Genomic DNA, 19,469 nt, shown 5'->3' on the forward strand with positions numbered 1-19,469 from the left:
CTCTCAGACGGACAAATTATTTATTTTCATCTGCATCATTTCGCTCAGCGCTGGCGAGGCGTTGCTTTTTACGCCCGCTTCCCATGCGCTGCGCGCGCCTTGTTTATCGCCTTTGCTCAGCAGTGCTTCACCGCGCAGATCGGCAACAATAGAGGCAAAACCTTCACCTTTAATGGTGTCGAGCGTTTTCAGCGCTTCGTCAGCTTTCTTCTGCTGAACCTGAACGCGTGCCAGACGCAAGTTGATCAGCGCTTTCAGGTTATCGTCGCTGGCGGCAGCCAGACCTTGCTGAAGCTGAGCCGCTGCTTTATCCAGGTCGTTTTTATCAACGAACTGCTGCGCAACTTCCAGCGACGCCAGTGCACCATAGGTGTTTTTTGTCTCCGCGGCGAATTTCTCAGCGGCGGCCAGGGTTTGCGGCTGGTCGGCTTTGATCGCGCTGACCGTATTTTCATACTGCAGCGAGGAGCCACGCACGGAATCCACCTGATGACTGGTCCAGTAACGCCAGCCAATTAATGCGCCAACACCTAAAATAACCCCAACTGCCAGAGCCTTGCCGTTTTCAGCAAAGAAGCGCTTGATGGCATCAACCTGGTCGTTTTCGTTTTCGTACATTTCCACGCCGTCCTTCTCCTTAGAAAGTCAAAGAGCGCAAGTGCGCCGCAACGCCGTCCTGCGTTACCGTAATCTGTTCACCAGAGCGCAAGTCTTTCACCACGACGTTACCCGCAGCGACTTCAGACTCACCCAGTACCAGTGCCACCTGTGCGCCCCACTTATCGGCACGCGCAAACTGTTTTTTAAAGTTGCCGCCACCATGGTTGGTCATCAGCTTAACGCCCGGCAATTCATCACGAATGCGTTCGGCCAGCTGCATTGCCGCAGGTTGCGTATCCGCACCCGAGGCGACCAGGTATATATCGACAACGGATTCTGCTTTAAATTCCGGATTAACTGCCTGAACCAGCAAAACAAGTCGCTCAAGACCCATGGCGAAGCCCACTGCAGGCGCAGCACGCCCACCCAGTTGCTCAACCAGGCCATCGTAACGACCGCCCGCGCAGACTGTACCCTGCGAGCCCAGGCTGGTGGTTACCCACTCAAATACGGTACGGTTATAGTAGTCCAGACCACGCACCAGGCGCTGGTTCACGGTGTAGGCAATGCCCGCCGCTTCCAGTAATTTGCACAGACCGGTGAAGTGCTCACGCGACTCGTCGTCCAGATAATCACCCAGCGCAGGCGCGTCGTTCAATAGCGCCTGTACCTCGGCGTTTTTGGAGTCCAGTACGCGCAGCGGGTTGCTGTACATCCGGCGTTTGCAATCATCGTCCAGCTTCTCTTTATGCTGTTCAAGGAACGCGACCAGCGCGTCACGGTAGTTGGCTCGCGCTTCCAGAGAGCCGATAGAGTTCAGCTCCAGAGAAACGTGCTCAGCAATACCGAGTGCGCGCCACCAGCGGGCGGTCAACATAATCAGTTCGGCGTCAATGTCCGGCCCCTGCAGGCCAAAGACTTCAACACCCAGCTGGTTAAACTGACGATAGCGGCCTTTTTGAGGGCGTTCGTGGCGGAACATCGGGCCGATATACCACAGGCGCTGCTCCTGATTGTACAGGAGACCATGTTCGATGCCGGCGCGTACACAACCCGCCGTACCTTCAGGACGCAGCGTCAGGCTATCGCCGTTGCGGTCTTCAAAGGTATACATCTCTTTTTCAACCACGTCGGTTACTTCGCCGATTGCGCGCTTGAATAACGGGGTCTGCTCTACAATCGGCAAACGGATTTCGCTGTAACCGTAGCTGCCGAGCACCTGTTTCAGTGTGCCTTCAATGCGCTGCCAGATGGCGGTCTCGCCAGGCAGATAATCGTTCATGCCGCGAATGGCTTGAATGTTTTTTGCCACGTTTATTCTCTTTCTATATACAAAAATGAACCCAAAGATTCATTAACCCAAGGGTTCAATCATACACAGGAAGCGCACCGCTTCCCATCTCGTTATTTTTCGACGTGTTGCACGCTGATGCGTTGCGACTCATCTAGCATGGTTGCTTTGGCACGGATGCGGGCTTCCAGCTGATCAATCATGTCGTTATTATCCAGACGATCTTTGCGAACGCCATCTTCATAGAGACCGCTTTTCTTGTTACCGCCGGTTACGCCCAGCGTAGAGATCAGCGCTTCGCCCGGGCCATTTACCACGCAGCCAATGATAGAGACGTCCATTGGAGTGATGATATCTTCCAGACGCTGCTCCAGGGCATTAACCGTACCGATAACGTCAAACTCCTGACGTGAACAGGTTGGGCAGGCGATGAAGTTGATCCCGCGCGAGCGGATGCGCAGCGATTTAAGGATATCGAAACCGACTTTGATCTCTTCGACCGGATCCGCCGCCAGTGAAACGCGCAGCGTGTCGCCGATCCCTTCGGAGAGCAGCAGGCCCAGGCCAATGGCTGATTTCACCGATCCGCTGCGCAGTCCACCGGCTTCGGTGATCCCCAGGTGCAGCGGCTGATCGATCTGTTTTGCCAGCAGGCGATAGGACTCTACGGCAAGGAAGACGTCAGACGCTTTCACGCTGACTTTAAACTGATCGAAGTTCAGACGATCGAGGTGATCCACATGGCGCATAGCGGATTCGAGCAAAGCCTGCGGCGTTGGCTCGCCATACTTTTCCTGCAGATCTTTTTCCAGCGAACCGGCGTTCACACCGATACGGATAGGAATGTTTTTATCGCGTGCGCAGTCAACGACGGTGCGAATACGCTCTTCACTACCGATGTTACCCGGGTTGATACGCAGGCAGTCCACGCCGTATTCCGCCACTTTCAGGGCGATACGGTAGTCAAAATGGATGTCTGCAACCAGCGGAACGCTGACCTGCTGTTTGATAAGTTTGAACGCCTCAGCGGCATCCATGGTTGGCACGGAGACGCGAACAATATCGGCGCCTACGCGTTCTAACGCTTTAATCTGATTAACCGTCGCTTCCACATCCGTGGTGCGTGTGTTCGTCATGGACTGAACGGCGATAGGTGCCCCATCGCCGATTGGCACATTCCCAACGTAAATGCGTTTGGACTTTCTACGCTGAATAGGGGCCTGGTTATGCATGAAAAATCTCCCGCGTCGCCTGTCTGTTACTGTGCTGCTGATTGTTCGGCATCGAGGGTCAGACGCGCAACCTGGTTAGTTCTGATAAAACGGCTCAGATCGACAGGTTTACCCTGGAACTGAATCTGTACGGCTGATGGTGCACCGATTTTAAGTTTGTACGGTGTCTGGCCTGCCAGATTTAAACTGCCATCTTTACGCTGCAGGCCGCTGAAGAGTTTTTTGCCTGTGGCATCGGTCACTTCCAGCCAGCAATCGGCGGTGAAGTTCATGACCAGTGCATTAGGGTCAGCCGCGGGGGTAGCCACCCCTGCCGGATCGGATGGCAGAGTCTGGGCGGTATCCGTCGTCGTGGTAGCCGGGGCGCCAGAATCGACGTTCGCCTGAGACGGAGAAACCACGGCGTTATCCACCGGTGCCTGAGCAGGCTGATCGGCGGCTGGCGTCTGTGCCTGCGTTGCCGCAGGCGCAGCGGTTGCTGCTGTCTGCGGATCGGCTGAAGGCGTGCTGCTTTCGGTGTTCAGAGGAACGTTCTGCGCGCCGCTGTTTCCGGAGTTGTTAAGCTCGATAGAAGATTGATCGGCCATGGTGGTGATCTCTTCCTGCTGCGCTTTGTGGTTCTGCCACCACCATGCACCCGTCAGACCGATCACCACAAACAGCACCAGCCAGGTAAAGCTCATCAACCAGCCGTCGCGTTTTTTGCGGCGTTTACCTAAAGAAAAAGTCTGCATCGGCGCGACCTTAGCCGCTCTGACCGGCGCCTGCTTTTCCATCATAGGCAGAAGTTCTTCTTCGGGAATATGCACCAGTTTTGCATAAGAGCGGATATAACCACGCAGAAACGTTGAAGCGAGATCGGCCGGAGCCTTGTCTTCTTCAATATCGCGAACCGTGGAAACCTTCAGACATAGGCGCTCTGCAACGGCTTGCTGGCTAAGTCCGAGTTGTTCACGGGCGTTGCGGAGACGAACGCCGGTGGAAAGTGCTGCATTTTGGTCGTGAGTGGCTTCAGTATTCATTCGCTACAACTACTGGTACGTGAAAATTAAGGATCCAGGTGCCGGTGAGTCACAATGCTACCCGCACCGCGAAACTTCTGGTCAGTTAACCTTAGTAAGACAGTCCTGGACTGTCAGGTTTTTGTTGACAGAAGAGGCCTGCCCGCGAGGCTAAACTGTTGTTGCGTCGTTACATACTGCCCTAAAGTCATCAGAAACGCACCGTAATTATTTCCCCTTCACTCGCACACGGAATGATTATGCGCGTGAGACGCCGTCACCGCGCAAAACCTGCGCGGTGACGGCATAAGGATTAGACGGCTTTGACCGCAATCGACTCGCCCTGCATGCGTTTACGCAGCGTGCGTTTGGTACGGTCAATGACGTCACCCGCCAGCTGACCACAGGCGGCATCGATATCATCACCGCGAGTTTTACGCACGATAGTGGTGAAACCGTACTCCATCAGAACTTTGGAGAAACGGTCGATGCGGCTGTTAGAGCTACGGCCATACGGCGCGCCAGGGAACGGGTTCCATGGGATCAGGTTGATCTTGCATGGCGTATCTTTCAGCAGCTCGGCTAACTCATGCGCATGCTCGGTACCGTCGTTCACATGATCCAGCATCACGTACTCAATGGTCACGCGGCCCTGGTTAGCGTTGGACTTCTCCAGATAGCGGCGTACACCGGCAAGGAAAGCTTCGATATTGTACTTTTTGTTGATTGGTACAATTTCGTCACGAATTTCGTCGTTAGGTGCGTGCAGGGAGATAGCCAGCGCCACGTCGATCATGTCACCCAGTTTATCCAGCGCAGGCACAACGCCTGAGGTAGAGAGGGTAACGCGACGTTTAGACAGACCAAAGCCGAAGTCGTCGAGCATGATCTCCATAGCCGGCACAACGTTCGTCAGGTTGAGCAGCGGTTCGCCCATGCCCATCATCACAACGTTCGTAATCGGACGGGTACCGGTCACTTTTGCCGCACCGACGATTTTCGCCGCACGCCAGACCTGGCCGATAATTTCGGACACGCGCAGGTTGCGGTTAAAGCCTTGCTGAGCCGTAGAGCAGAATTTACACTCCAGCGCGCAGCCAACCTGTGAAGAGACGCACAGCGTTGCACGATCGTCTTCCGGAATGTAGACCGTTTCAACACGCTGATCGCCCACGGCGATGGCCCACTTAATGGTGCCGTCAGAAGAGCGTTGCTCTTCTACGACTTCCGGCGCGCGAATCTCAGCCACTTCTTTAAGCTTGTTACGCAGCACTTTATTGATGTCAGTCATGTCATCAAAGTTGTCGCTGCAATAGTGGTACATCCACTTCATGACCTGATCGGCACGAAATGGCTTCTCGCCCATCTCTTTAAAGAACTCGCGCATCTGCTGACGGTTCAGATCCAGCAGGTTAATTTTTCCATTTTTATTTGGAACCGCAGGCGTGGCGATTTCGGAGGTGTTCACTAATTCAGACATAATTTTTTCCGGCCTCGTTGTTACACGTTATGGCCCGTGGAGGGTTGAAAAGAAACGCCCCGGAAAGCAGTGTGCTCATCCGGGGCGTTGCATTGTACAAAGTCTGGCGCAGGGATGCCACGTTTGCACGTGGCATTTACGAAAATAATGTGTAAACGAAACCGTTAAATTAACGGGTACGTGGACACACTTCGCCTTCTGCGAAGAAGAAAGCGATTTCACGGGCTGCTGATTCAACAGAGTCGGAACCGTGGGTGCCGTTCTCGGTGAAGCTGTCTGCGTAGTCAGCGCGCAGCGTACCCGCCAGGGCGTTGTCCGGGTTGGTTGCACCCAGCAGATCGCGGTGACGCTGAACCGCGTTTTCGCCTTCCAGTACAGAGACAACGATTGGGCCAGAGGTCATGAACTCTACCAGGCCGTCGAAGAATGGGCGACCTTCATGCTCAGCGTAGAAACCGCGAGCCTGCTCTACGGTCAGATGCAGCATTTTGGTGCCAACGATTTTGAACCCTGCAGATTCAAAGCGAGCAAAGATGCTGCCAATAACGTTTTTTGCCACCGCGTTTGGTTTGATGATGGAAAAAGTACGTTCAATAGCCATGATTACCTCTGTGATTTGTTATGTGGTTTGCATACAGCGTTAGACCTGGCGCGGATTATAATGAGCAATAGCGCCATTGCCTATGGATGGATGTAACATTTTTTTAAAATAAGACGAGTTTCAACAACAGAAACGTTCAGAGACCCCTTTTCTCCGTTTACCTACTGTAGCGTAAAGTGCACAGTGGCCACCTGCCCCGCTTCATCCATCACCAGAAGTTGATACTCCCCGGCCTGTTCCAGTTTTAAGGTATAGGTCCGCCCTTGCGCATTGAGCGGTTCACCGTTTAAAAACCACCAGCGCTGCCCCGTACTGCCGCTAACCTGTAGCGGCAGCGACACGAGCGGCTCGCCCGGAAGACGCTTAACAACGGCCCCCTCCTGAATACCGGAAAGAATTAACGGCACCGGGTCGTCCTGACTCAACGGCGGGCACTGCGTCGATGACGGCGGAATACGCTCCGCCCGCCGCTCTGTTCCCGGCAGCCACGGCTCCAGCGCCAGCGGCCAGACGTCGACTGTTTTCTGCCTCGCCTGCGGGCAATCTGCCGCGACCCGTTTACCGGCGCTATCCAGCCACAGCGGGAAGCGGATCCCTCGCATCCCCTCCTGCTCGGGCAGTAAAAGCGTAGGCGGCTGGCTGCCATCGAGCAGCCAGGTTGCCAGACGTCGACGGCAGTTATCATCCCCATCAGGCAATGCCTGGCCTCCAGGCCAGCAGATGACCCCGTGCCCCACAGACGCAGGACGCGGGTCGCGTGGGAGTCGCGCTTCATCCACTACCGAGTGCGACAGCAGCAAATTATTCACCTGGTTAAGCAGCGGTACCGCGCTGGCATAGCCAAACTGCCCCGCCACCGGCGTACCGTCCGGCCGACCGGTCCAGATGCCGATGACATAGCGGGCATTAACACCGATAGCCCAGGCATCGCGATAGCCATAGCTGGTGCCGGTCTTAACCGCCAGCGGCACCACCTGAGGCAACGCGCTATCTGGCAAAGGCTGGGCCTGGTTAGCCAGTATTCGACGAATGATCCACGCCGCCCCCGGCGTCATTAACGGGCGTTCAACCAGCGGATCGCCGGGTAACAGACGCAGTCGCGCGGCATTTCCATGCCGGGCAAAAGCACTGTAGGCGGCGACAATATCCTGCAGGCGTGCCCCCGCCCCGCCCAGAATCAGCGCCAGATTGGGCTGGGCTCCGGCGGGCAAGATGAGCGGTAAGCCGACGTTACGCAGCTTCCCGGCAAATTTTTTCGGTCCGTAGGCTTCCAGCACCTGTACCGCAGGGAGATTCAGCGAGCGTAGCAGCGCCTCGCTCATACTGATTGGGCCATGGAATCCGCTGTCAAAATTGCCAGGCCGATAATCACCGGTGCGGCGAGGAACGTCCTGTAGCAGCGAGGCCGGGTGGATCAGTCCGTCGTCCATCGCCAGGCCATAAACGAAGGGCTTCAGCACCGATCCCGGGGATCGGATTGCGCTCACCATATCCACATGGCTAAAGCGACTGTCATCGTTAATGTCTACCGATCCCACCCAGCCGCGCACTTTCATCGTGGCGTGATCGACAACGATCATTGCCAGCGAGCTACGCGGTGGCAGGCGCCCTTTCCAGTTCATTGCCAGCTCTTCAAGCTGGCGCTGCAAGGCGGCATCCAGCGTGGTGACAATTTTATCGTCGCGGCTTTTGCCCAGCATCATTCGCGAGAACAGCGGCGCCAGCTGCGGCATCTGACGCGGCGCAAGCCACACCGGCTCTTCACGGGATTCCCGCACCTGCTTCGCGCTCCACACCCCCTGGGTTTCCATCCGCGCCAGCACTTTGTTGCGCGCCGCTTCGGCGCGCCCGGGCCAGCGGTCAGGACGCAGACGGCTCGGCGCCTGCGGCAATACTGCCAGCAACGCCGCCTCGGAGTAGCTGAGGTGTGCCGGTGATTTGCCCAGGTAGGCCCAGCTTGCAGCCCCTACCCCCTGCAATGTGCCGCCAAAGGGGGCGCGATTGAGGTAGAGCGTCAGGATATCGCGCTTTGACAGGTGCCACTCCAGCTGCAGGGCGCGCCAGAGTTGACGAATTTTGCCGCCAAAGGTGCGGGGATGTGGATCGAGAAGGCGCGCGACCTGCATGGTCAGGGTGCTCCCTCCGGAAACCACTCTGCCAGAGGTGAGATCTTGCCAGGCGGCACGCAGAACGGAAAAGGGGTTTACGCCCGGATGATCCCAGAACCAGCGATCTTCGTACTGGATCAGCGCTTCAAGATAGCGGGGAGAGACCTCTTCTATTGTGACCGGATAGCGCCAGATCCCTTCACTGTCGGCAAAGCGCCAGAGCGGCGTGCCCTGTTCGTCCACAACAACCCGCGCGGGATTAACCTCTTTTAACGGTAGCGGCCACAGGCGATCGGCGGCAACAACCAGCCCCCATAGCAGCAGAATCGCTCCCGCCAGCCATAGCCAGCGGGAGCGCAATGGTGAAAGAACCGGCACGTTACGGGGCTACAGTCAGCGGGCCACTTGCCGCACCCGTTGCCCGCCACTGGGGAACGTACATCGATTCAACCATGGGGACCGGCACCTGATAGGTCCCCGGCGTCACGGCACGCGCCAGGTAGACCAGCGTGACGGGCTGGCCTTCATTCACCGGTACTGCGGCCACAAAACGGTCATCGCGAAACTCCATGTGCTGGATATCCGCCTGCTGCATCTGGTTTAGCAGATTTTGCACTTCGCTACCGCTCTCCTGCAGGCTGGCGCTGCTGCTGGCCAGATTTTGATTTTCCAGTTCTAGTCCGGCAGGGAGCAGATCAACCACCAGCGCATCCGGGACGTTCTGGCTGGCCTGCACCTCGAGCCAGACCAGTACCAGCTCACCGCTCTTCAGGGTAGAGAGATCTTTGCTGCTGCCATCGGTGGCCAGAATGTGGCGCTCGATTTTCAGCACCTTCGAGGAAGGCTGCGGCGCACGCTGTGGATAGCCGCTACTGTCGAGACGTACCCACAGCGGACTGGTGCCACTGTTAGTCACCTGCAGCGCAGCCAGCCGATCGCCATCGACATTGGTTACCTGCGGTTTGTCACCGTGCGCCGGCTCTTCTGCCAGGCTGGTGGTGGCCTGCCACGCACCAGAGAGCGTTTGTTGCGAGCGTCCGGCGAGGAACAGGGCATTACTCTCCTGGGTTGATAGCCAGCGCTGGCTGAATGCCTGCTGTACCAGGGCATTCAGCAGGGTGTTTTGTGCCTGCGGTAACAGAGAATTTTCCTGCAACAGCGCGAGCATCATGGCGTTATCACGCAGCTGACTGCCGTAATCCGCGATCCAGTTTTGCGACTCGATACGCGGGGTTTGCAGCGCAGCTTCCAGCGCCTGCTGGCTTCGTGGCGCATCTCCCATCATTTTCAACGCGACGCCTAACTGCATCAGCGGCAGACCCGATTTTGCCTGCGCATGCTTTTCCCATATTTCACGCAGCGCACCCAGCGGGGCTTTTTGCTGACGCGCCAGCACCAGCGCGGCATAAGCCTGCACCGCGAACTTACTGGCCTGAGTATCGTTGCTGTAGCGGATAGAGATCATGCCCGGGTCCTGCAGATAACGCAGCAGACGGTTGTTAGCACTGTTTAGCGCCTCTGCCGGCACGCTGTAGCCCTGCTCGCCCGCCCGTACCAGGAAGTCAGTCACGTAGGCCGTCAGCCAGTACTCTTCCGGGCCGTTTTTATCCCAGAGCGCAAAACCGCCGTCATCCCGCTGCATCTGTAACAGACGCGAGATGCCTACATCAATCGCACCACGCCGTTTTTCATCGGTGTCACCTTTGATACCCAGCGCAGCCAGCTGCGCGGCGTTGGTGTAGAGCGACGGGAAGAGTCCACTGGTCGTCTGCTCCAGGCAGCCATAAGGATAGGCCTGCAGTTCACGGATATAACGCGCGAGGTTGAGCGGCGGTTTGCCGCTCAGCATCAGTTGCCCCTGCAACGTAGCAGGCGAGAAACCGGCAAGGTGTTGCCCTGGCGCAATCCAGCTCTCCCCCGGGTTGAGCATCGTACCCGAGTTAACCGTCTGTGCCGGGAAGGCCGGACGCACGCCGATTTTCCAGTTTTTAATCAACGGCGCGAAGGTTTCGCCAGGAAGCGACAGGCCATTGACCTGGGCCACTACCTCTCCGTCGCCATATCCCTCCAGCGCACGCACCGGGATGAATAGGGTGCTACGTGCACCGGGCGCCAGTTTTACGGGCTGCGGTTGCCCCCCTTCCAGCGCCAGTTTGCCGTGAACCGTTAACGCCACGTTCAGCGTCTGCGGCCGATCGGTCAGGTTAGTGAGATCCAGCGTCAGCCGCGAAATATCGCCGCTGGCGAGGAAGCGTGGGGTGTTGAGCTCAGCGATGACCGGTGCCGCGACCACGACCTTACTTTCGCCGCTGCCAAAGTCGTCGTCGGTCCAGGCTTGTGCCATCAGACGAAGCTCACCGTTAAAATCGCCGATCGGCATCGTAATGGTGCCTTCGCCGTTAGCATCCAGCTCAACCGGCTGCGCCTGCTGGGCGATGATGGTCACGTGATTAACAGGCGGTTTGCCGCCACGTTTGAGCTCATCGCCGTCGCCGCCGAAGCGCAGAGAGGCCAGACGCCCCTGCCCCTCTATGACCTGGCCGTAGATATCGTAAATATCGGCGCCGTAACGCTTCTGCCCAAAGAAGGCCTGCCAGGGATCCGGCGTGACATAGTCGGTAATATTCAGCACGCCGCTGTCCACCGCCGAGAGCAGGACATTCACTTTCTGCGGCACCGCCCCCTCTTTAACGCTGGCTTTCACCTTCACCTTCACCGTCACCGTCTGGTCAGGACGCATTTTGGGCGGGTTTTCCAGCGAAAGATTCAGACGACGGTTTTCATCCCCCATCGGCAAGTGCAGCAGGCCGACGGCGCGTTTTGGCGTGGCAGATTTAGACTTATCGCCGGGACGTACCACCAGCGTACTGAGGTAGAGGTCGTGGCGTTTCCAGGCTTTATCGACAGGAATAGAGAGCTCCAGCCCGTCGGCCGGAACATCGATCTCTTTCCACCATAGCGGCCCTTCGCTGGATTCGATCATCGCATAGCCTTTCCCGGCAGCCGGGGCGGCAATATGCAGCTTGATGGTATCGCCAGGCTGGTACGCCGGTTTGTCTATCTTCAACGTAACGCGATCCGGGCGCGCCGCGCCGCTGCCTTCACTGTTATCTTGCCAGCTATAACCGGCCCAGAAACGGACGCTGCTGACGGTGTCGTTCGGCGCTTTTACTTCCAGACGATATGATCCCCACTCCACCGGGAAGCTCACTTTACCGGTCTCATCGGCCTTCAGATCCAGCGCCTGCTCCGCTTCGATCAGATCTTTTTGATCGTACTGGGACTGCCAGCCTTCGCTCTCTGACCAGTTCCAGAAGTAGTCACGACGCTCGCGGATAAGGCGAACCTGCAGACCTGAAACTGCTTTTTTGGCGCCGCTGGCATCGGTGTAAACAATATCGAAACCGGCCTGGCTATTTTCGTCCACGATGGGCTGCGTCACGGTGGTGTCGGTGCGGTAGTCATAGACCGCTTTGCTGGCGAACTGCGGGCGAATCCCCGCCAGCGTGTCCGCCGGCCAGATAGCCTGTTCAGCGCGACGTGTCACCGGGCGGCCACCGGACTCCAGCAGGCTGGCCTGCAAAATGAGCTGCAGCGGTGAGTGCGTCTCTTTCCACTGGCTCTCCGCGCTGACCTGCCCGCGCCCCTCGTCATTTAACGTGAGTTGAACTTCATCCAGACTGCGGCTCAGGTTCTCTTCAGCGATATCGCCAAACTGGAATCCCGGCAGTGCCGCGACCGCCTCACGCAGCGGGCGCAGGAACAGCTGCCCCTGTAGACTATTGCCGTTTGCAGGCGCGCCATACAGGTAATACCCGTTCACGTCGAAGCTGACATTGTCCTGCGGTTTAACAGGCGCTTTTTGCCCGCTGATATTCAGCGCCATCCGCTCCGGCATAAAGTCTTCGACGTGGAAATCCCACATCTGCTTTTGATTATCGCCGGTGCTGGCGCGGATATGCCACATCCCGGTCTGGGCGCCGCTATCCAGCGCATAGTTAAAGCGATAGAGGCCATTTTCCGGCTGGCTCACGACGGTTCGCGCCACCTGTCCATCCGGGCGTAATACTTCCAGTTTTACCGGCTGGTCAGGCAAGGGTTTGCCATCACTGTCGCGCAGTAAGCCATTAAGAATTACCGTATCTCCCGGCCGGTAGAGGTCACGCGGGCCAAACATAAAGAACTGTTTGCTAAAACCTGGCGCACCGGCAATAGCGAATTCGGCGAGGTCGAGTGCGGGCAGATTGAGGTCGAGAAGCGTGGTTTGCCCCTCTTTACGCGCCAGAATAAGCGCCGCTTCTTTATCCGTTTGCAGCACAGCGTGACCATCGCCGTCGCTGGCGGCCTGAGCCAGCGTCTGGCCTTTGTCGTTGAGCAGCACGACATCAACGCCGGCCTGCGCGCCACCGTTTTCAATGCTCTGGGTAAAGATATCCAGCCGGTTGTGGTAGCGGTGAACCGACAGGCCAATATCGCTGAGGGTAAAGAGCGTGGCGGCATTGCTGTAATTGTAATGCCCCGCCTGGTTCATTACCGCCAGGTAAACACCGGCCTGCTGCAGCGGCGCGATATCACGCAGCGGTAACAGCAGTTTTTCACGGGTGTTACGCGCCGGGTTGAGGTCGAAGCGGCCGGTATAGACCAGCTCCGCCATTTTAAGCAAATTGTCGGATTCCCAGTTGGTCAGGGAGTTACGGTATTCCCACTGGCTGACAAATGCCGCCAGCGACTCCGGTTTCACACGATAGAAATTGACGTCAACGTTGCTGACGTTCAGCGCCATGACCGGCAGCCCCTCTACCACCTTGCCCGGCAGCAGCGAGCCGCGGCTGGCAAAGCCGACGGTAGGCTCGATATCGCGCGTGGTGATCGCTTTTTCGTAGTCGCTATCGAATGTGGCTTTATTCAGTGCCAGCAGGCCACGCTCAACGGTCACCACCAGATTGCGGTTGGGCTCCAGATGACGTAAACGGACCTCCTTCAGATTTGGCGCCAGTTCCCATGCGCCATCTACCTTGCCGCTTTTCTTGTCCACGACGTGGAGGGTTTTTGCGAAATCCTGGGAAGGATCGAGCGGCACCGAGAAGGTGAGCACCAGCGTCGATGCGCCGTCGAGCTGAATTTCCGACGCATCCAGCAGCGTCAGCGGCTTGCCCTGACTCTGTTCCGCCAGTTTTTGCAGCGTGGCGTCGTCGGGTTTGGTCGCGGCCTTCGGTTCAGCAGGCGTTGCGGCAGCGGTTGCCGGCGCTTCTGCATGGGGTTTCTCGGTGTTGTCATCACAGCCGGCAAGCGTAAAGGCTGTCAGCAGCGCTATGGACAGCGCGGCGAGGCGAAACGGTTTCATCCTGCATCCCTGGCCTGAGAGGCCTGTTGGTCGTCGTCGGGTTAAGTATTATCCGCAAGTTTCATTAATACAAAAGCCCATTTTGAGGGGGCTGGAAAGCGCCTCGCAAAATGGTATAGGGAACAGCATCCACCCTGTTATACCGATCACAACCTGCATGGTTACATGTTACCTTTCAGGTCATTTGTTTTTAAAACAATAAGATAGCTGGCTAAGCTCCGTTAGCGCCTGCTAGTTTTATGCCTAAGACGCACCCCGAGTGCGCGGTTCAATAAGAGAGATAGCCATGAAACGAGCCGTGAACGCCCTACAAAATTTCGGAAAATCATTGTACGGACCGGTACTTATCCTGCCGATCGTTGGTCTGTTTATCGCCTTTGGTAACGTGCTGGGTAATGGCGCGCTTGCCGATTACCTGCCGTTTCTTGGGCATCCGTTGGTGCAGAGCCTTGGGCAGTTAATCGCCAAGTCTGCCGTTTCGGTACTGGTAAACCTGGCGCTGGTATTCGCTGTAGGGATCCCTATCGGCCTGGCGACACGCGATAAAGGTTACGCGGCCCTGATCGGCCTGGTGACCTTTGTGGTCTTCATCAACGCCATGAACGTGACCCTGCAGCTGCAAGGCGCGCTTGCCCCTGCCGATCAGATGAAAGCTGCCGGGCAGGCGATGGTACTCGGGGTACAAGTCCTGGAGATGGGCGTTTTCGCCGGGATCCTGACTGGCGCGCTGTCGGGCTACCTCTACAACAAATATTCCGGGGTACAGTTTAACGGGGCGATGGCCATCTACTCCGGTCACTGCTTCGTCGCTATCGTGATGCTGCCCGTCTCAATGCTGCTGGGCGTGGTGATGAGTGAGCTCTGGCCGTTCGCCCAGCATGGTATTAGCGCAATGGCGCTGGCCATTAAAGGGGCAGGCCCGTTTGGGGTGGCGGTGTATGGCTTCCTTGAACGTATCCTGGTGCCGACCGGTCTTCACCATCTGGTCTATACCCCGTTCCTCTATACCGAACTGGGCGGTACCCAGGAGGTATGCGGCACCACCTACCAGGGCGCGCGCAACATCTACTTTGCCGAAATGGCCTGTCCGGACGTGAAGCAACTGAGCAGTACGGTGGTCTGGGATGCGCGCGGTATCAGCAAAATGTTTGGCCTGCCTGCAGCGGCGCTGGCGATGTACATGACCGCGAAGCCTGAGCGTAAAGCTGCGGCAAAAGCGATTCTGATCCCGGCAGCCCTCACCTCCCTGCTGGTGGGCGTGACCGAACCTATCGAGTTCTCCTTCCTGTTCGTCGCCCCGCTGCTGTTCGTGGTGCATGCGGTACTGACCGGGATTGGCATGATGCTCTTCTCCCTGTTTGGCGTTCACGCCATCGGTGCGAACGGCATTATCGATTTCATTCTTTATAACCTGCCGCTCGGCACCGAGAAGTCCAACTGGCCGATGTACATTTTGGTCGGGCTCATCATGTTTGCTCTCTACTTTGTGATTTTCCGCTTCCTGATTGTTCACTTCAACATGAAGACGCCGGGTCGGGAAGATGACGAGCAAGAGACCCGTCTCTATAGCAAGCAGGAGTATCAGGCGAAAGGCAATAACGACGGTCTGGGTGAATCCATTGTGATTGGCCTGGGCGGGCGCGAAAACATTGAAGTGGTGGATAACTGCTACACCCGCCTGCGCGTCACGGTAAAAGACGTGGCGATCATCGACGAGCCGCGACTGAAAGCGACGGGTGCGAAAGGCATTATCAAACAAGGTAACAACGTTCAGGTGGTCTACGGGCTGCATGTCAAAAAAATGCGAGAAGCCGTTGAGACGTTTCTCTGAAAGGAGCTAAAGATGTTTAAACCCCCATTCATTCTCTCTATCGCCGGCGGTGGCAGTACCTATACGCCAGGTATTGTGAAAAGCCTGATGGTGCGCCTGCAGGATTTCCCGCTGGCGGAGATTCGCCTCTACGACATCGATGAAGCACGTCAGAACACCATTGCGCCGGTGGTCGAGAAGGTGATTCGTGACCATAGCCAGAGCATCAAATTTACGGTCACCACCGACCCGGAAGTCGCCTTTAGCGGCGCCCACTTCATCTTCGCCCAGATGCGCGTCGGGCAATATAAGATGCGCGAGCAGGATGAGAAGATCCCGCTGCGCCACGGCGTGGTTGGCCAGGAGACCTGTGGACCAGGCGGGCTGGCCTATGGCTTGCGTACGATCCTGCCGATGGTTGAGCTGATCGATTTGGTAGAGCGCCACGCCCACGAGAAAGCCTGGATCGTCAACTACTCTAACCCGGCGGCGATCGTCGCCGAAGGAGTACGTCGTCTTCGTCCTAACGCGCGGGTGCTGAATATCTGCGATATGCCAGTAGCGGCTATGCGCAATATGGGGGCGATTCTGGGCGTTGATCGTCATAAGCTGGAGGTGGACTACTTTGGTCTGAACCATTTCGGCTGGTTTACCCGCGTGCTGGTAGACGGCGAAGACAGACTGCCAGAGCTGCGTCGCCATATCGCTAAATTTGGCCTGCTAACGGAAGATGCCGCCAAAACCGACCCGCAGCACTCAGATCCGTCATGGGTGAAGACCTGGCGCAACATTAAGCCAATTATGGATAACTTCCCCGAGTATTTGCCAAACCCGTATTTGCAGTATTATCTGATGCCGAACCAGATCGTCGAGCATCAAAATCCGGAGTACACGCGCGCTAACGAAGTGATGAACGGTCGTGAGAAAAAACTGTTTGCCGCCGCCGAAGAGTATCAACGTACCGGGATTTTGCCCGACGCGTTTCACGTGGGGGTGCACGGTGAGTTTATCGTTGATGTGGCCCGCTCGCTGGCGTTTAACCTGCGTCAGCGCCATCTGGTGATGGTGGAAAACCAGGGAGCGATTACCAACTTGCCGTACGATGCCGTGGTGGAAGTGCCCGCTTATATCACCTCTGAAGGGCCAGAGCCGATCCGCGTGGGGCAGGTTCCCCTGTTCCATCAGACGCTGTTGCAGCAGCAGCTCGCTTCGGAGCAGCTACTGGTGGAAGCGACCATCGAAGGCAGCTACGAAAAAGCGCTGCAGGCATTTACCCTGAACCGCACCGTGCCCACCATGGAGCACGCGAAAGCGATTCTGGATGAGATGATTGAAGCGAATCGTGAGTACTGGCCAGCGCTGCAAAAAGCCTGGCGGGATGGCGAAGCAGTGAAATAATACGGGCTTGCTCGCGAGTTGAACGTGGTTTGCTTGTCGGTGTCAGAAAAAACACCGACAATCCTCTTTTACGGAAAAGAACGGAGGCAACCCATGTCCACCTCATATTTTGTCGCCGCCGACTGGCTGATTGAGCACAGCGACGACCCGGAAATCCAGATCCTCGACGCGCGAATGGCCCCTGCAGGGCAGGAGCATCTCCGCGATATGACCGCTGAATACCGCGCCGGGCATCTGCCGGGGGCGGTATTTTTCGATATTGAAGCCTTATCCGATCACACCTCATCACTGCCACATATGCTTATCCGCCCGGAGGCGTTTTCCGTCGCAATGCGCGAGCTGGGCATCAGTCGCGACAAGCATCTGGTGATCTACGACGAGGGTAATCTCTTCTCCGCGCCGCGTGCCTGGTGGATGCTGAAAAATTACGGCGTCGAAAAAGTCTCTATTCTGGCGGGCGGGCTTGCGGGCTGGCAGCGGGATGAACTGCCGCTGCAGCAGGGCGACGTGACGCTGCCGGAAGGGGAGTTTGACGCAACCTTTGACCCGCATGTCGTAAAACGTCTGACCGACGTGCTGGTCGTCAGCCATGAAAAAACGGCGCAAATCGTCGATGCGCGCCCTGCCCCACGCTTCAATGCCGAAGCGGACGAGCCGCGGGCTGGCCTGAAGCGTGGCCATATTCCCGGCGCGCTAAACGTGCCCTGGGGCGATTTAGTGTTTGAAGGGGAGCTGAAAACCACCGACGAACTGCAGGCAATCTTTGAGCGTCAGGGTGTGGATCTGCACAAACCCATTGTTGCCAGCTGCGGCTCTGGCGTCACCGCCTGCGTGGTGATTCTTGCCCTTGCTACCCTCGGTAAAACCGACGTCACGCTTTACGACGGCGCCTGGAGCGAATGGGGTGCACGGGACGATCTGCCGATTGAACCGGCTCACTAATGGATAATCGTCTGGCGACGCTTCTCACGCGCGGGGAGTCACTGACCCGCGCGGAATACCGCGTACTTTCCCATCTGACGGAGCATCCGCTGCTAGTCGGCAACATTACGGTACGCGAGCTCGCGCAGGCGACATTCGTTTCGACCGCCACAATCATGCGGCTTTGCCAGAAGCTGGGGTTCAGCGGGTTTAGCGAATTTATCTGGCACTGTAAGCAACTGCTGTCTGACACCCCGCATATTGCCATTGAGGCCAGTGCCTCCAGCGACGTGCCCGAACTCTTCCATCGGTTTATTGCCAACTATCAGCAGACATTGCAATGGGCGACGGTGGAGAAGCGTCAGCGCTTCCGCGCACTGCTTAGCGAGAAAGAGAGCTTTTTTCTGTACGGTGCCGGGTTTTCTTATCTGTTCGCCGAGTACCTGACCAAAAAACTGCAGGTATTGGGAAAAACGGCGTTTATCTCGGGGCCGGGCGACAGCCGGAATATCTTCCTCAGTAATGCCGCCCGCTATCAGGTCTTTATCGCCGTCTCGCGCAGCGGCGAAACGGAACAGGTGCTGGATAAAGCGCGGATTGCGCAGAACGTAGGGATGGTCGTGGTGGCCTTTACGCGCGCCTCGGCAAATACGCTGGCGGGCATGGCCGATCTGCATTTCGCCCTGTATGACGAAGCGGTGCACTTTGCCGCCGAGGCCGCCGGTGTCACCTCGTTTGAGTCGAATCTGGTGTTGCTGATGGATTTACTGCTGCTGGAAGCAACGGGGTGAAAAACCACCCCGTCTTCATCAAATGATACGGGTCGTTTTGAGATCGCGAAGGAACCCGCCCCAGCGACGCTCATAAAAGGGTGTGATGTGCTCAGTAATAAAGTGGCTAATGCCCTTCTCGCCTTTCAACACCTGACAGATATCAATAGGTTCATCGCCCGGCAGCGTGTCGGTCGCCACACTGCCCGCCGCCTGGATAATCTCATCGATATCGCCGTCTGCCTCAATGCCAATCAACAGCACTGGCTGCTCGTCGGCTCGCTCTTTGATGGAGCAGAGAAACGCGCGTCTGACGGGCTTCATGGTTTTAAACAGCGTGGTTAAAGAGTCAATCATCTGCGCCGGCGGCTCGGCCACTTCTGAGAGCAGCAGCGTTTCGCCCCCTTCCAGCACCTCCTGCGTGCTGAGCGGGTTGCCTTCTTCACCCATCAGATGACTAATTTCGCGTGGGGTAAACTCTTTACCGGTCGGCAATTTGGCGTTAAGGAACAACGTCTGGCCCAGGGTCATCTCAAAAAGGGTACGTACGGGCATAACCACAAACGCCTGTTCGTCTTCTACCGCTGTCTGTAGGGCTTCAAGAGAGGTGAAGAACGGGATCACCGACGTGCCGTCGTCTTTCTCCCAGTGCAGCAGATCCAGCGCGCTGTCTTCAACAACTTGCTCACCTTCCGCCGCGGTACCGGGCACCCAGACGGTAGACTCCAGCAGCGTGCGGAAAAATGCCGGACGGTGGGCGGGCTCGGTCGCCGCCTGCTCCAGCAGGGTTTCTAATTCGTTTTTGGTTTCGGACATAATTATTCCAGATGGTGCATTCGCCCCCTCACCCCGGCCCTCTCCCTCAAGGGAGAGGGAGCAAACCATCCCCTCTCCCCCATGGGAGAGGGTTAGG

The 19,469-nt window shown here is 57.1% G+C and carries 13 protein-coding genes; 4 read left to right on the forward strand and 9 right to left on the reverse strand.

Annotation, left to right across the window (positions count from 1 at the left end; translation table 11 throughout):
* Positions 1-3: 3 nt before the first annotated feature.
* The 8 genes from B3511_RS14410 to B3511_RS14445 form a co-directional block, all read right to left on the reverse strand.
* A complete protein-coding gene (locus B3511_RS14410; protein WP_040074522.1) occupies positions 4-624 on the reverse strand; it encodes a YfgM family protein in 621 nt (206 codons plus the stop codon).
* 13 nt (positions 625-637) lie between these two features.
* A complete protein-coding gene (gene hisS / locus B3511_RS14415; protein WP_040074520.1) occupies positions 638-1,912 on the reverse strand; it encodes a histidine--tRNA ligase in 1,275 nt (424 codons plus the stop codon).
* 92 nt (positions 1,913-2,004) lie between these two features.
* Positions 2,005-3,123 carry a flavodoxin-dependent (E)-4-hydroxy-3-methylbut-2-enyl-diphosphate synthase gene (ispG, locus tag B3511_RS14420; RefSeq protein ID WP_286783299.1) on the reverse strand — a complete coding sequence of 373 codons (1,119 nt, stop codon included), beginning with the start codon at positions 3,121-3,123 and terminating at the stop codon, positions 2,005-2,007.
* Positions 3,124-3,149: 26 nt separating this feature from the next.
* A complete protein-coding gene (rodZ, locus tag B3511_RS14425) occupies positions 3,150-4,145 on the reverse strand; it encodes a cytoskeleton protein RodZ (RefSeq protein WP_286783300.1) in 996 nt (331 codons plus the stop codon).
* A 292-nt stretch (positions 4,146-4,437) separates the two neighbouring features.
* Positions 4,438-5,604 carry a bifunctional tRNA (adenosine(37)-C2)-methyltransferase TrmG/ribosomal RNA large subunit methyltransferase RlmN gene (locus B3511_RS14430; RefSeq protein ID WP_040074516.1) on the reverse strand — a complete coding sequence of 389 codons (1,167 nt, stop codon included), beginning with the start codon at positions 5,602-5,604 and terminating at the stop codon, positions 4,438-4,440.
* Positions 5,605-5,773: 169 nt separating this feature from the next.
* The gene (gene ndk, locus B3511_RS14435; protein WP_003860625.1) at positions 5,774-6,205 is read right to left on the reverse strand and encodes a nucleoside-diphosphate kinase; all 432 of its coding nucleotides are present in this window, start codon (positions 6,203-6,205) and stop codon (positions 5,774-5,776) included.
* A gap of 161 nt (positions 6,206-6,366) precedes the next feature.
* On the reverse strand, positions 6,367-8,691 hold the full coding sequence (gene pbpC, locus B3511_RS14440) for a peptidoglycan glycosyltransferase PbpC (RefSeq protein WP_286783301.1): 2,325 nt from the start codon (positions 8,689-8,691) through the stop codon (positions 6,367-6,369).
* A 1-nt stretch (position 8,692) separates the two neighbouring features.
* The gene (locus tag B3511_RS14445) at positions 8,693-13,657 is read right to left on the reverse strand and encodes an alpha-2-macroglobulin family protein (RefSeq protein ID WP_286783302.1); all 4,965 of its coding nucleotides are present in this window, start codon (positions 13,655-13,657) and stop codon (positions 8,693-8,695) included.
* A 286-nt stretch (positions 13,658-13,943) separates the two neighbouring features.
* Between B3511_RS14445 and B3511_RS14450 the strand changes: the two genes are divergently transcribed.
* From B3511_RS14450 to B3511_RS14465, 4 genes are all read left to right on the forward strand, one after another.
* Entirely contained in the window at positions 13,944-15,488 is a 1,545-nt protein-coding gene (locus B3511_RS14450) for a PTS transporter subunit EIIC (protein WP_040074512.1), read from the forward strand.
* Positions 15,489-15,500: 12 nt separating this feature from the next.
* Entirely contained in the window at positions 15,501-16,865 is a 1,365-nt protein-coding gene (locus tag B3511_RS14455; protein ID WP_046884554.1) for a 6-phospho-alpha-glucosidase, read from the forward strand.
* Positions 16,866-16,958: 93 nt separating this feature from the next.
* The gene (gene sseA, locus B3511_RS14460; RefSeq protein ID WP_040074510.1) at positions 16,959-17,807 is read left to right on the forward strand and encodes a 3-mercaptopyruvate sulfurtransferase; all 849 of its coding nucleotides are present in this window, start codon (positions 16,959-16,961) and stop codon (positions 17,805-17,807) included.
* Positions 17,807-18,577 carry a MurR/RpiR family transcriptional regulator gene (locus B3511_RS14465; RefSeq protein ID WP_040074508.1) on the forward strand — a complete coding sequence of 257 codons (771 nt, stop codon included), beginning with the start codon at positions 17,807-17,809 and terminating at the stop codon, positions 18,575-18,577. The genes sseA and B3511_RS14465 overlap by 1 nt, the downstream gene beginning before the upstream one ends.
* An 18-nt stretch (positions 18,578-18,595) precedes the next feature.
* Here B3511_RS14465 and sseB read toward each other — a convergent pair whose 3' ends face one another.
* Positions 18,596-19,372 (reverse strand): enhanced serine sensitivity protein SseB, encoded by a 777-nt coding sequence (gene sseB / locus B3511_RS14470; protein WP_212478458.1) that lies wholly within the window; start codon positions 19,370-19,372, stop codon positions 18,596-18,598.
* Between the last annotated feature and the right edge of the window lie 97 nt (positions 19,373-19,469).

Origin of the sequence: Leclercia sp. UBA1284 (assembly GCF_002308415.1) — a bacterium.
Taxonomy (GTDB): Bacteria; Pseudomonadota; Gammaproteobacteria; order Enterobacterales; family Enterobacteriaceae; genus Enterobacter; species Enterobacter pneumoniae.

Excerpts from the sequence above, each read along its gene's own strand:
- B3511_RS14430 (WP_040074516.1), bottom strand. The coding sequence starts at position 5,604 with ATGTCTGAATTAGTGAACACCTCCGAAATCGCCACGCCTGCGGTTCCA.
- B3511_RS14450 (WP_040074512.1), top strand. The coding sequence starts at position 13,944 with ATGAAACGAGCCGTGAACGCCCTACAAAATTTCGGAAAATCATTGTAC.
- B3511_RS14455 (WP_046884554.1), top strand. The coding sequence starts at position 15,501 with ATGTTTAAACCCCCATTCATTCTCTCTATCGCCGGCGGTGGCAGTACC.
- rodZ (WP_286783300.1), bottom strand. The coding sequence starts at position 4,145 with ATGAATACTGAAGCCACTCACGACCAAAATGCAGCACTTTCCACCGGC.
- ispG (WP_286783299.1), bottom strand. The coding sequence starts at position 3,123 with ATGCATAACCAGGCCCCTATTCAGCGTAGAAAGTCCAAACGCATTTAC.
- ndk (WP_003860625.1), bottom strand. The coding sequence starts at position 6,205 with ATGGCTATTGAACGTACTTTTTCCATCATCAAACCAAACGCGGTGGCA.
- sseA (WP_040074510.1), top strand. The coding sequence starts at position 16,959 with ATGTCCACCTCATATTTTGTCGCCGCCGACTGGCTGATTGAGCACAGC.
- sseB (WP_212478458.1), bottom strand. The coding sequence starts at position 19,372 with ATGTCCGAAACCAAAAACGAATTAGAAACCCTGCTGGAGCAGGCGGCG.
- B3511_RS14465 (WP_040074508.1), top strand. The coding sequence starts at position 17,807 with ATGGATAATCGTCTGGCGACGCTTCTCACGCGCGGGGAGTCACTGACC.
- B3511_RS14445 (WP_286783302.1), bottom strand. The coding sequence starts at position 13,657 with ATGAAACCGTTTCGCCTCGCCGCGCTGTCCATAGCGCTGCTGACAGCC.